Source organism: Desulfobacter sp. (assembly GCF_050177295.1).
Map to the genome: position 1 here is coordinate 14908 of NZ_JBFXHE010000017.1, position 12540 is coordinate 27447.

12 protein-coding genes and 1 tRNA gene are annotated in these 12540 nt (G+C 48.8%); 7 read left to right on the forward strand and 6 right to left on the reverse strand.

Annotated features, from left to right (window positions below; genetic code table 11):
• Nucleotides 1-5: 5 nt before the first annotated feature.
• The 6 genes from AB7U36_RS02785 to AB7U36_RS02810 all read right to left on the reverse strand — a co-directional run bounded on the left by AB7U36_RS02785 (nt 6) and on the right by AB7U36_RS02810 (nt 5952).
• The gene (locus tag AB7U36_RS02785) at nt 6-1172 is read right to left on the reverse strand and encodes a deoxyguanosinetriphosphate triphosphohydrolase family protein (RefSeq protein WP_428158287.1); all 1167 of its coding nucleotides are present in this window, start codon (nt 1170-1172) and stop codon (nt 6-8) included.
• A gap of 4 nt (nt 1173-1176) precedes the next feature.
• On the reverse strand, nt 1177-2073 hold the full coding sequence (locus AB7U36_RS02790) for a P-loop NTPase (RefSeq protein ID WP_428158288.1): 897 nt from the start codon (nt 2071-2073) through the stop codon (nt 1177-1179).
• A 62-nt stretch (nt 2074-2135) separates the two neighbouring features.
• Nucleotides 2136-2939, reverse strand: a complete 804-nt coding sequence (locus AB7U36_RS02795; RefSeq protein ID WP_428158289.1) for a hypothetical protein — start codon at nt 2937-2939, stop codon at nt 2136-2138.
• Nucleotides 2936-4690 (reverse strand): tetratricopeptide repeat protein, encoded by a 1755-nt coding sequence (locus AB7U36_RS02800; RefSeq protein ID WP_428158290.1) that lies wholly within the window; start codon nt 4688-4690, stop codon nt 2936-2938. The genes AB7U36_RS02795 and AB7U36_RS02800 overlap by 4 nt, the downstream gene beginning before the upstream one ends.
• A 37-nt stretch (nt 4691-4727) precedes the next feature.
• The gene (locus AB7U36_RS02805; protein ID WP_428158291.1) at nt 4728-5690 is read right to left on the reverse strand and encodes a sigma-70 family RNA polymerase sigma factor; all 963 of its coding nucleotides are present in this window, start codon (nt 5688-5690) and stop codon (nt 4728-4730) included.
• 175 nt (nt 5691-5865) lie between these two features.
• Nucleotides 5866-5952, reverse strand: a tRNA-Leu gene (locus tag AB7U36_RS02810).
• A gap of 119 nt (nt 5953-6071) precedes the next feature.
• On the opposite strand from AB7U36_RS02810, the gene AB7U36_RS02815 reads away from it, so the two are divergent.
• The 7 genes from AB7U36_RS02815 to AB7U36_RS02845 are packed head-to-tail and all read left to right on the forward strand — an operon-like array spanning nt 6072 to nt 12462.
• Nucleotides 6072-7001, forward strand: a complete 930-nt coding sequence (locus tag AB7U36_RS02815) for a bifunctional riboflavin kinase/FAD synthetase (protein ID WP_428158292.1) — start codon at nt 6072-6074, stop codon at nt 6999-7001.
• Nucleotides 7002-7532, forward strand: coding sequence for a peptide deformylase (def, locus tag AB7U36_RS02820; protein WP_428158293.1), 531 nt, complete (start codon nt 7002-7004; stop codon nt 7530-7532).
• Nucleotides 7529-8476 carry a methionyl-tRNA formyltransferase gene (gene fmt, locus AB7U36_RS02825; protein WP_428158294.1) on the forward strand — a complete coding sequence of 316 codons (948 nt, stop codon included), beginning with the start codon at nt 7529-7531 and terminating at the stop codon, nt 8474-8476. The genes def and fmt overlap by 4 nt, the downstream gene beginning before the upstream one ends.
• Entirely contained in the window at nt 8473-9840 is a 1368-nt protein-coding gene (gene rsmB, locus AB7U36_RS02830) for a 16S rRNA (cytosine(967)-C(5))-methyltransferase RsmB (RefSeq protein WP_428158295.1), read from the forward strand. The genes fmt and rsmB overlap by 4 nt, the downstream gene beginning before the upstream one ends.
• Nucleotides 9841-9849: 9 nt before the next feature.
• Nucleotides 9850-10515, forward strand: a complete 666-nt coding sequence (gene rpe, locus AB7U36_RS02835; protein ID WP_428158298.1) for a ribulose-phosphate 3-epimerase — start codon at nt 9850-9852, stop codon at nt 10513-10515.
• A complete protein-coding gene (locus AB7U36_RS02840) occupies nt 10512-11063 on the forward strand; it encodes a glycine cleavage system protein R (protein ID WP_428158296.1) in 552 nt (183 codons plus the stop codon). The genes rpe and AB7U36_RS02840 overlap by 4 nt, the downstream gene beginning before the upstream one ends.
• A 28-nt stretch (nt 11064-11091) precedes the next feature.
• Nucleotides 11092-12462, forward strand: coding sequence for a PFL family protein (locus tag AB7U36_RS02845; RefSeq protein WP_428158297.1), 1371 nt, complete (start codon nt 11092-11094; stop codon nt 12460-12462).
• Nucleotides 12463-12540 lie beyond the last annotated feature (78 nt).

Below are 12540 nucleotides of genomic sequence, written 5' to 3' on the forward strand. Positions count from 1 at the left end.
TGCCGTTATACCCAGTCAATGGGGACAGGGCGCAAATGGTCCGGGGCCTGGCGGATAAAATAGGAGTCGGTCATCCCGGCAATGAAATCCCGGGTAATCTCGGCATGGCTGTGGTTTAAACGGTAGGTGGCATCCATGCCGTTGAGAAACTGGGAATAAATGACGGAAGCCTCATTTGCTTTGGCCAGATCGTTCATGTATCTGTCAAACAACGATTTAAAAATATCTTCAATCCCTGCCAGGTGCTGTTTTATTAAGGGGTTTTTGTAAATAAATTGGTAATTGAACTGCTTTAATTCTTTTAGGGCATGAGCCACCTTAGGGGAAAATCCTAGGAAGTCCTGGTCTATGCTTGTGTTGATCAGGTCCGTGACCAGACTAAATACAATGGTGCCCTGGGTACCCCCTAAAAGTTCACGACAGGTGCCGGGGATCTGGTCCCGGGCCACAATCTTCAGGCGGACAGCATCCTCAAAATCCCTTCCGATATAAGAAACCGTATCGGCCATGCGGACCACGCACCCTTCCATGGTCATGGGCAGCACATCACCCATGGCCCCGGCCCGGATCTGCCTGACCATTGCATCAAGATCCGCAAAATCCCGCGGCGGTGCCGGGGTAAGCGCCCTTGCATGGGCCTCTCCGTTGTGGCAGACAATAGCGTCCAGGGTCTGAAGAGTCAGGTTCCAGCCTTTGCCCTTTCTTTCAATGACATCTAAAAACTGCATGCTTTGAAGATTGTGAAGGAAGTGTCCCGCCCCTGCTGACTGGGTAAGGCGGGACAAAAAACGCTCGCCGTCATGGCCAAAGGGCGTATGCCCGATATCATGGCCAATGGCTGCCGCTTCAATGAGATCGGTGTTCAGTCCAAGGTACCGGCCAATGGTTCTTGCCACCCGGGAAAGCATCTGCACATGCAGAACCCGGTGGGTGAGATGGTCATTGTTGATCAAGGAAAACACCTGGGTTTTATCACTGTAACGGGTGTAGGCCAGGGAGTTGAGAATGCGGTCAGCATCTGTGGAAAAAGCAAGGCGGTATTCGGTGTCAGATCGGTCTTCCGGATACCGCCGTACAGCATTTTTGGAAAAACAGGCCCGGGTGCCCAGGGTTTGGGTTTCCCTTTGTTCAAGGCGGGCTTTCAGTGCCCGGAGTGTTTTGTCCGGACTCAACTAATTATCCTTCAATCTGCTTGAGGATATTATCCACCACCTTTGTAAATGCCTGTTTAAAGGGGCCGTCTGCCTCATATGTCATCAGGGGCACACCATCATCGCCGGATGCCACGACGCGGGTGTCAAAGGGAATGGAGCCCAGAAAATTTAAGCCCTGTGCCTTGGCGGTTTTTTCTCCGCCGCCGCTTTTGAAAAGATCAATAAACTGATTGCAGTGCGGGCAGGTATATCCGGCCATGTTTTCCAGTACACCAAGGGTTTCCATTTTAACGGTTTTACAAAAGGAAATGGATTTGCGGATGTCTGCAAGGGCGACTTCCTGGGGGGTGGTCACGATGATACCCTTGGCGTCCGGAATGGTTTGTATGACAGTGAGCGGTTCATCACCTGTGCCCGGCGGGGCGTCGATAATCAGAAAATCCAATTCTCCCCAGCAAACCGAACCCACAAACTGCTTGATGATGCCGGTTTTGGCAGGACCTCTCCATATGATGGCCTGGTCCTTATCCTGCATCAACGCCTGGACGGTGACCACTTTGAGATTTTCGTTGATTTGTTTGGGTAACAGCAGTTTGGTGCCGGGATCAATATCTAAAAGGTCTTTCATGCCGAACATCTGGGCAATGGAAGGACCATGGACATCCACATCCATAAGACCGGTTTTATATCCTTTTTTTGCAAGACTTGTCGCAAGATTTGCTGATACAGAGCTTTTGCCCACACCGCCTTTGCCGGACAGAACAAATATTTTGTTTTTAATTTTGGCCAGATTGGACTTGATCATTGCTTCCATCTCCATTTGCTGCTTTGCAGCATCATTCTGGGATTGCTGGGATGGACAGCTCTGCTGGGAACAGCTACTTGCTTTTTGGGCCTGGTCAACGCTTTTGTGAATCATGATCTATAGTTATCTCCTTATGAGGTATGGTAATAATAAAACCTTTTAAATTATGTTCATCTTCATGATCCTGTCAACCTGAATATGGATTCTTTTACAGGAATATTGGGTATAAGATTCTTAAAGGAGATCTCAATGGCCCTTTTGTCTCCGTCTTTTATGGTGATAACCCCGGGCAGAATGAAATGATCGCGAATAAAAAATTGGGAATACCATATTCCGAAAATGACATTCATTTTTTTATCGAGTACCTGATACCTCATGGGTATTCCGGTTTCGTCCGTTAAAAATTCCTGGATTTTTGGAGAAAATGACTGTGAGGCAAAAACGGTATCCGGTTTTTCAGGAACAATCCAGGCCCGGTCAAAGGGATGTTCCGGCACCCTTCCAAGAAGAAGGCTGACCAGTTCAGACAACCGCAACGGGATATTGATATAAGGATCAAGGTCCGGGTCTGCAGATGCGGCTGAATGGGGTTTGTGGGCACCGGTATGGGAGACAAAGGTAACCCACTGGCCGGCAGAGGCAATGGTTTCAACAGGATGGCCGGACATGAGCAGGGTCATGCGCAGCCGGTTGGGCGCCTGGGCAGCCCAGGCGATTTTATACGATTCCTTTCGAATGCCCCGGGTCAGGGTCAGCTCGCCGATGCCCTTGGATGTGGAAATTTGTGCATTGAACGCCTGAATGTGGTTTATGATATCTTCGGCATGGGTGTCTGTCTGTTTCCCGAATTGAGGCCCAAGCATGGCGCATCCCGGTCCTGTCAGCATGACAGCGCAAAGGAGTGCGGCAATAATGCCAAGGCCTGGATGCCAGAGACCGGGGCGTTCCGGATGTCGAGAATGCAGATATTTCACCGTCATTTCCCTGGATTTTCTAAGTTTTTAAGTTTTTCCTGAATTTCCCGGATCTCTTTTTCCTGATCCGGTCTGGCATTATCAAGGGCTTTTTTATACATGTCAACTGCCTTTTGATGCTGTCCGGTTTTAATGTAGGCATCTGCCAGATGGGTGGCAATAACGGTTTCATAGTCAGACAGTTCAACGGCTTTCTCAAGGTAGAAAACAGCCTTGCCATATTCCTGTTTTTTAAAATAAACCCATCCCAGACTGTCCGTGATATAACCGTCTTCAGGTCGGATCTTAAGTGCCCGTTGTACCAGTTCCAGAGCCTGATCCAGATGAATGCCCATTTCCGCATAGGTATATCCCAGGTAATTAAGTGCAGATGCATGTTGGGGATCCAGTCTGATAATGGTTTTCATGGTTTCAATGCTCTCCTGACGCTGTCCTGCCGTATCCAGGACAGCACCAAGCTTGAACAGCAGGGCCGTATTTTTCGGGGTCTCTTTCAATGCATGCTGCAGCATGGTGACGGCGATGTCGTAGCGGTTTTCCTCCTGGTAAAATGAGGCTAGGTACGAGGTAATATCAATGTCTGCCGGGCTTTGCCTGTGGTGCTGTTCCAAGAACTGAATCGCCTCTTCTGTGCGGTTCATGTCCCTGTAGAGAAAAGCAATGCTTAGAATTGTTTTTTTATACTGAGAGTGATCGGGCGTAACTTTCAGATAACACTCAATGGCTTTATCCGGTTTTTTTAAGCCTTCATAAGCCATGCCCATAAAAAAATTGATGTTGGCATTCCCGGGGACGGTATTCCTGACCTGGGAGAATACCGTAACAGCATCCTGGTATCTATGCTCCGGTATCAGGATCTGGGCAATATCTACCACCAGGTCCGGGTTTTTCCAGATTTCCCGGCCAAGTTCGGCAAAGATGTCGTCCGCGTTTTGAAAATCATTGGTGTCAAAATAAAACAGGCCAAGCTCTATCAATGCCCGTTCATCTTTGGGGGCAGCATCCAGAATCTCTTTGAGATTCTTTATAATTTCTGTCTTGTTTTTTTCTTCACCCAGGGTTTTATATACGTCTACCAGCCGGAACCTGGGTTCAAGAAGATCGGGTTCAAGTTCTATGGTTTTAAGGTAAGATTCCCTGGCTGCTGCTGGCTGGTCTGCCATCCGCAGGGTTTCTCCCAGGTAGAAGTGGGCAACATAATAGTCGGGAAATATGCTTGCCATCCGGGAGAACAGATTCAGGGCTTTCTGGGTCATGCCCTCATCCATATACACTTTGCCCAGCCGTAAAAAGGTCTCTTTATCCTCGGGGGCCAGTTGCAGTATCCGTTCCAGCAGGATGGTCATGTCCTTTTCATCCCCTTTTTTCAGCCGGGCAAGCAGGAGCAGATTTTCCACATTATCCGGATATTTTTCTGCCAGATGTTGGGCAAGCGCCATGGCCTGACCTGACTTTTTTTGTTTCTGCAGGCAGATGATGTATTCGCGCTGCAGAAAACAGGATTCCGGATCCTTTTCAATGGCCTTTTCCAGGGCTTTTTGTGTCTGATCGGCTTCATTTTTACTATCGTAGCGCCGTGCCATAAGATAGTAGTACGAAGCCTGGGAATCACTGCTCTGGTTCAAACTAAGGTCCTGATCCGCAATTTGGCGACTGGATTGTTCCGGGCCGGGCTCTCCCGGTTCCCTGATACAGCCTGAAACGAAAAAAAAACCTAAGACTGAAACCAGGGTCAGGGTAAAAATAAGGTGTTTCATGTACGGCATGCCTTTTTAAACTTTTGGAATACGACCATTACTGGGCATGGTCATACATGTCAAAATCCGGCATATCCTTTTTAAAATATGCTTTCATTTTTTTTATAATGTTGTTTTCAATCTGCCGAACCCGTTCCCTTGAGATATTATAAACTTCACCGATGTCCTGCAGGGTTTCGGGAGAATCGGAAAAAATTCTGCGTTCAAAAATATCCAGTTCCCGTTCGTTAAGGGTCTCTTTAAACATATCCACCTTGGTGTACAGGATATCTTCAATCTCCTTTTTGGCAAGGCGGTCTTCGGAGGAATCAGAATCAGCGTTAATAAATTCAATGCGCTCGGTATTGGAATCATCTTTAAGCGGTTCGTCCAGGGAAAGATCCCAGTTGGCCAGGCGCTGGTCCATATCCACCACCTCCTGTTCAGACACGCCCAGACGTTCGGATAACAGCTTGGGTTTGGGATCAAAACCCTGCTCAAAAAGCAGCTGTTTCTCTTTTTTTAATCTGAAAAAAAGCTTGCGCTGTCCCTGGGTGGTCCCGATTTTGACCATTCGCCAGTTGTCCATGATGAATTTGAGAATATATGCCTTGATCCAAAACGATGCATAATAGGAAAATTTGACATTTTTATACGGGTCAAATTTTTTTACGGCCCGGACAAGACCGATATTGCCCTCCTGGATGAGATCAAGAAGATTCTGCATCCAGATACGTTGAAATTCCAAAGCAATTTTCACCACCAGACGCAGGTTGGAAGTGGTCATTATATAAGCGGCTTCCTGGTCGTTATCCTCCTGAATCCGCCGGCCCAACTCAATTTCCTGCTCCCGGGTCAAAAGTTTATATCGATTGATTTCATTAAGATAACTTTGAATGGGATCGGATTTGACCAGGGCTTTTGAGGTGCTGACCCTGGTTTTGCCGGCAGGTACCAAAAAGTCCTTCTTGGTCAGTTTTCTGGCAACTGTGGGATTCTCTTGGTCAACAACATTTTCCATTTAGGAACCTTTAATATTGAATTAGATTGACCTCTATTATTATCATACTTGGCCTGAAAACGATATAGTTGCATATTACCACTTGGTTATCTTAAGGACAAATGGCGTGTACCGATAAAAAAACCGGGGTTAAAAATACGAAAGCCCTTGATTGACAAGGGCTTTGATTTTTTTTTGGTGCCGAAGGGGAGATTCGAACTCCCACAAGCGTACGCTCGCTAGTCCCTGAAACTAGTGCGTCTACCAATTCCGCCACTTCGGCACACTCTTAATCGCTTTGTCGGCAACCCATTTAAGGATTGCCTAAATGCGATGGTTGAGATATATATATTTGTTTTTTTTATTTGTCAATAGTATTTTGTTTGAATTTTAAAGGACAACATGGAATTAATAGAAGATTTGAATCAAATTAAGGTCCCCTTTAACAACGCCGTTGTTACCATTGGTAATTTTGACGGTGTGCATAAAGGTCACCAGGCCCTGTTGCACCAGGTGATTGAAAAGGGGACCCAGATTGGCGGAACCGGCATCGCCATGACATTTGAACCGCATCCGTTAAGAGCCTTAGGGCTTTCCAGCCCCCCTTTAATCACCCGGCGGGACCAGAAAATCGAACTGATAGAATCCTCGGGCATAGACGTGCTGCTCTGTCTGCCCTTTGATAAAGCCTTTGCGCAAATCACAGCCAGGGCATTCATTGAAGATATTCTTATAAAAAAAATAGGTATGAAAACCATTGTTATTGGTCCTGATTATTCATTTGGAAAAAACAGGGCCGGCAATATTGAGCTGCTCAAAGCAAAGGGTGAAGAACTTGGGTATGAGACCATTGTATCTGACTGGGTACGGGATGTTGAAACCGACACGGCGCGCATTTCCAGCACAGTAATCAGAAAACTTGTCATGGACGGCCATGTGGAGCGGGCAAAGCACTATCTTGGGCGGTTTTACCAGATCCGGGGAAAGGTTATAACAGGCCGCAAGCGCGGCGGCAGTCAGCTTGGATTTCCCACGGCCAATATAAAACTTCATGATGAACTATGCCCCAAGTTCGGGGTTTATGCGGTAACGGTGGAAACCATCCATGGCAAATTCAAGGGTGTAGCCAATATTGGCTTTTCCCCGACATTTGGGGATCATATATTCACCATTGAAGTTCATATTCTTGATTTTAAGGAAAATATTTATGACTCACGGATACGCGTTAATATGGTGAAACGACTCCGGGATGAGATTAAATTTTCAAGTATTGCGCAGCTGTCCGACCAGATCAGAAAGGACATTGAAACGGTAAAGGAAATTTTAAAATAAATGGCTACACTTGATATTGTCACGTTTCCCGAATCCTCCTTAAAAAAAGCGTCCGCACCTGTTGAAACCATTGATGACGCGCTGAAAACCTTTATTGAGGATATGGGCGAGACCATGTTCCATGATGCAGGCGTGGGCCTTGCCGCCCCCCAGGTCGGGATGAACCGCCGGGTTATCGTGTATGACCCCCATGCAGGAGAGGAACAAAAAAACCCTGGAGACAAAACATTTACCGCACTGATTAATCCTGAAATCCTGTCCAAATCCAAAGACACCTTTATCTCTGAAAACGAGGGGTGCTTAAGTGTTATTGACTACAGGGCCGATGTCAGGCGGCATACAAGTGTCACTGTACGGGCCATGAATATAGACGGCGAAACCATTGAATTTGAGGCCCACGGGCTTATGTCCGTTATCATGCAGCATGAAATCGACCACCTTGACGGGATCCTGTTTATTGACAGGATTTCTGCATTGAAACGGGCCATGTATAAGAAAAAACGGTTAAAACAATTGAAAAACGAAAAATGAAAAATACCCGCATCGTTTTCATGGGAACCCCGGAATTCTCTGTCCCGGCCCTGGAGGCCCTGGCAAAAGAACCGGGGTTTGACGTCTTACTGGCAGTGACCCAGCCGGACCGGCCCAAGGGCCGCGGAAAAAAACTCAGCCCTTCAGCAGTCAAGCAGGCTGCACTGAATCTTGGCATTGAGGTGTTTCAGCCGGAAAAAATAAATACCCCGGAAGCAATCGCGCTGATTTCCGGTCTTGAACCGGACTATTTTGTCGTGGTTGCCTTTGGACAGATCCTTTCACGGCAGATGCTGGATACCCCCAAAACCTATCCCATAAATATTCATGCCTCCCTTTTGCCCAAATACAGAGGGGCAGCCCCTATCCAGGCGGCGGTTCTAAATATGGATGAACAGACCGGCGTGACCACCATGGTCATGGCTGAAAAAATGGATGCAGGGGATATGCTGTTGATGGAAACAACACCTGTGGATCCCCAAGAGACGGCCTCAATGCTGCACGACAGGTTATCACAGATGGGCGCCCAGCTTATTATTAAAACCATCCACGGCATTGAACAGGGAAAAATTACCCCGGTTCCCCAGGACCATTCAAAAGCCACCTATGTGTCCATGCTTAAAAAGTCGGACGGCCGCATTAACTGGCAAGGTTCAAACAAGGCGGTCTGCGCCCACATCAATGCCATGACACCCTGGCCCGGGGCCTTTACGGAACTTTGCGGAAAACGCCTTAAAATTTTTAAGGCTGTTCCGTCATCCTTATCCATTCCGGCATCTGTTTTGCCCGGCACCCTTGTCTGCTGCGATGACAAGGGCTTGTTTGTGGCTGCGGGAAACGGTGTTGTCCAGGTGCTGGAACTGATGGGAAGTTCAGGAAAACGTCTTGATGCTGCCTCATTTCTTTGTGGAAATAAAATTGATCTGCCGGCCCAATTCAAATGAGCAGAACAGCTGATCCACGCCATATCGCCTTTACCCTGATTCAAGCAGGGCAAAAGCCAACCCTGCCCCTTGACCGTGCCATTGAAGATGCGGCCCTTCAGCTTGAACACCTGAGCCAAAAGGATAAAGGGCTTTGCCATGCCATTGTATTCGGGGTGTTCAGGCACAGGGGACGCATTGATCAATTGATTGGCCGATGCGCCAGACTTGCCTTTGACCGGATTGATCCCAAGGTAAAAACCATATTGCGGCTTGGGGTCTTCCAGATAGTTTTCCTGGACAGGGTTCCGGATTTTGCAGCCATTGATACCAGCATTGAACTTGCAAAACCGATCTGCGGCAAAAAGGCATCAGGGTTCATCAATGCTGTTTTACGCAATATATCCAGGTCACACAAAGATATTGCCCTGCCCTGTTCCGATAAAAATTTAATAGAGCATCTTGATGCTGCCTTTTCCATACCGCCCTGGCTTGGTCAACGCTGGACAGGCCGATATGGAAAAGAAAAGACTCTGGCTCTTGCCGGCGCTTTGATGGATCTGCCCCCGGTTACGATCAGGATTAACCCGCGCAAAACCAGTCGGGAAGACCTGATTGCACATTTTGAACGCAAAGGGATCAACGCAAAACCAACACGATTCAGTCCCCTGGGTCTTCAGATCCGGACATCCGGCATTGCCATACCTGACCTGCCCGGATTTAATGACGGCCTGTTCCAGATTCAGGGTGAAGCTGCCCAGCTTGCCGTACAGCTTTTAGGCCCTGAACCCGGAGATAAAATTCTGGACGCCTGTGCCGGACTGGGAACCAAAACCTGCCACATGGCCCTTGAAATGGAAAACAAAGGTAACATCACTACCAATGATACCGGCGAAAGCAAAGCTGACCGCCTTGTCCGCGAAGCCCTCCGCCTGAACATTGATATGATTCGCACCACCCATGTGGACATGACAAAGGCCGGGGTCAATGATTTTTCATCCTATTTTGACCGGGTGCTTGTGGATGCCCCATGTTCCGGCTTAGGTGTCCTTGCCAGAAATCCGGACACCCGTTGGAAGAGGAATTTAAAAGATATATCCCGCATGGCAGCGCTGCAGAAGAAAATCCTTAATGGCGCAGCCAATGTGGTGGCACCCGGCGGCGTGCTGGTATACGCGGTCTGTTCCTGCGAACCCGAAGAGACAACCCAGGTGATTGAACGGTTCTTAAACAAAAGAAAAGATTTTACCCCGGATACTTCAGGGTTTGCAGCATGTCTGCCGTTTTTCTGCGAATCCGGGGTTGAGACATTTAAGAAAACAACCTTTCCTGACCTTCTTGAAATGGACGGCTTTTTCATGGCCAGGATGAGACGCAACACATAGGAGTTAATGATGACACTGATCGCCCCTTCTATTCTGTCTGCTGATTTCACCCGCTTGGGAGAAGAGGTCAAAGCGGTTGAACACGCAGGTGCAGACTGGATTCACATTGATGTTATGGACGGACAGTTTGTGCCCAACATTTCCTACGGACCCATTGTTGTTGAGGCCTGCAAACGCGCCACAGATCTGGTGCTGGACGTACACCTGATGATTGAGACCCCGGATGCCAGGATTCCGGATTTTGCCAAAGCAGGGGCCGATTACATCAGCGTCCATGCCGAAGCATGCCCCCATCTGCACCGAAGTTTGCAGCTGATAAAAAGTTTTAACGTTAAGGCCGGGGTTGCCCTGAATCCGGCCACGCCGCTGTCATCCATTGAATATGTCATTGATCAGCTGGATTTTGTCCTTATCATGAGTGTCAATCCCGGTTTCGGCGGCCAGACCTTCATCAATTCCAGCTTAAATAAAATCACCGCATTGTCCAAAATGTTGTCTGATGCAGGCTCCACTGCCATCATCCAGGTGGACGGCGGCGTCAACACAGATACTATGGAAGCCGTTACCCGGGCAGGTGCCTGTTGTTTTGTGGCGGGTTCTGCCATTTTTAACACGCCTGACTATAAGAAAACCATAGACGAACTTCGCAAGCTTTCTGAAAAAGGCAAAGCATGAACAAAATGATAATATCTGTCCTGGCCAAAGACCGGCCGGGCATCATCGCAAGTGTGACTTCAGATCTGTGTGATCTGGGGTGCAATCTTGAAAACGTCAACCAGATGATTCTGCAGAACCAGTTTGCCGGCTTCTTTGTTATCCAGGCCCCCGAAGGCGTAGCCGCTGAAACCATCAGACAGGATCTGACCTTGAAAGAAGAAGACCATGGACTGACCATCCATGTCAGAACCCTTGAGGAAGACTTGGAACCGCCTGTGGCGGACAAGGAAATTTTTCTGATCACCACCTCCGGCCCTGATCAAAAAGGCCTTGTGGCGCAATTGTCCGGTATTATTTCAAGTTTCGGCGCCAATATTATCAACCTGAAAGCCGTATTCATGGGCGGTTCCAATCCCAATGACAATGTCATGTCCTACCAGGTTCCGATCACAAATGATATTGATGCCCCGGCCCTGTTTGCCGCCCTTAAGGAAAAAGCAAAAGACCTGGACCTGGACATCCGTATCCAGCACAAAAACATTTTTGACGTGACCAACAAAATCTAAAGAGATTAAGATATAAGGAAAGTTTACGGTGTTTGAAGATCAGGAAATAATCTCCACCATAGAGATGGTAAAAAATGAAAACCTGGACGTGCGGGCGGTTACCCTGGGGATCAGCCTGTTTGACTGTATTTCCCACGACCTGAATGTATTCAAAAAAAATATACGCAAAAAAATCATCGGCCATGCAGCGCCCCTTGTGGACACCTGTGACCAGGTGGGTGACAAGTACGGCATCAAGGTGGTCAACAAGCGGATCTCCATCTCCCCCATTGCCCTGGTGGGCGCATGTTTTTCATCCGAGCAGATGGTGGAGATTGCCCATGAACTCAATGACATTGCCAAAACCGTGGGCGTGGATTTCATCGGCGGATTTTCAGCCCTGGTGGAAAAAGGCATTGCCAAAGGAGACCAGGCGTTGATTGACGCCATCCCACGGGCCCTGGCCACCACCCAGCGGATCTGCGCGTCCGTGAATGTGGCCACGACCAAGGCCGGCATTAATATGGATGCCGTGCTTGCCATGTCCAGGGCCATTAAAAAAGCGGCAGCCCTTACGGCGGATGAAGACGGTCTGGCCTGTGCCAAACTGTGTGTGTTTTCAAATATTCCCCAGGACATGCCGTTTATGGCAGGCGCCTATCTCGGGGTGGGCCAGGCCGATGCCGTGATCAATGTCGGGGTGTCCGGGCCTGGCGTGGTCAAACGCGCCATTGAAAGAAATCTGTCCCAGCAGCGCTTGAGCCTTGGCCGCATTGCCGAAATCATCAAACGCACTGCCTGCAAGGTTACCCGGGTGGGAGAACTCATTGGCAGGGAGGTGGCAGACATCCTGAATATCCGGTTTGGCGTGGTGGATCTCTCCCTTGCCCCGACCCCCACGGTGGGTGACAGTGTCGGCGAAATCTTCCAGGCCCTGGGCCTTTCCCATATTGGTGTGCCCGGCTCCACCGCAGCTTTGGCCATGCTCAATGATGCAGTGAAAAAAGGCGGGGCCTTTGCCTCGTCCCATGTGGGCGGCCTGTCCGGTGCCTTTATTCCTGTCAGCGAAGACCTTCACATTGCCGAAGCTGCCCGGAAAGGATTTCTCTCTGTGGAAAAGCTGGAAGCCATGACCTGTGTATGTTCCGTGGGGCTGGATATGGTGCCGGTGCCGGGCGACATTACAGAACAGGTTTTAGCCGGCATGATTGCCGATGAAATGGCAATCGGCATGATCAATGCCAAAACCACGGCCACGCGCATTATCCCGGTGCCCGGTAAAAAAGCCGGGGACAGCGTCATGTTTGGCGGGCTTCTTGGCAAGGCCACCATCATGGATGTGCCCCACCTTGACCTTGAAGATATTTTTGTGGAATACGGCGGGCATATTCCGGCACCCATTCACAGCCTGAAAAATTAGTGTTGGGACCAAATCTCATTCAAACACCGTCGTTCTTGCACAGTTTAGGACATCGCTTATGAGTACCACCCACACTCC

Coding starts and splice junctions, on each gene's coding strand:
- AB7U36_RS02795 (WP_428158289.1), bottom strand. CDS start 2,939: ATGACGGTGAAATATCTGCATTCTCGACATCCGGAACGCCCCGGTCTC.
- rpe (WP_428158298.1), top strand. CDS start 9,850: ATGACACTGATCGCCCCTTCTATTCTGTCTGCTGATTTCACCCGCTTG.
- AB7U36_RS02815 (WP_428158292.1), top strand. CDS start 6,072: ATGGAATTAATAGAAGATTTGAATCAAATTAAGGTCCCCTTTAACAAC.
- AB7U36_RS02800 (WP_428158290.1), bottom strand. CDS start 4,690: ATGAAACACCTTATTTTTACCCTGACCCTGGTTTCAGTCTTAGGTTTT.
- fmt (WP_428158294.1), top strand. CDS start 7,529: ATGAAAAATACCCGCATCGTTTTCATGGGAACCCCGGAATTCTCTGTC.
- AB7U36_RS02805 (WP_428158291.1), bottom strand. CDS start 5,690: ATGGAAAATGTTGTTGACCAAGAGAATCCCACAGTTGCCAGAAAACTG.
- AB7U36_RS02840 (WP_428158296.1), top strand. CDS start 10,512: ATGAACAAAATGATAATATCTGTCCTGGCCAAAGACCGGCCGGGCATC.
- AB7U36_RS02790 (WP_428158288.1), bottom strand. CDS start 2,073: ATGATTCACAAAAGCGTTGACCAGGCCCAAAAAGCAAGTAGCTGTTCC.
- rsmB (WP_428158295.1), top strand. CDS start 8,473: ATGAGCAGAACAGCTGATCCACGCCATATCGCCTTTACCCTGATTCAA.
- def (WP_428158293.1), top strand. CDS start 7,002: ATGGCTACACTTGATATTGTCACGTTTCCCGAATCCTCCTTAAAAAAA.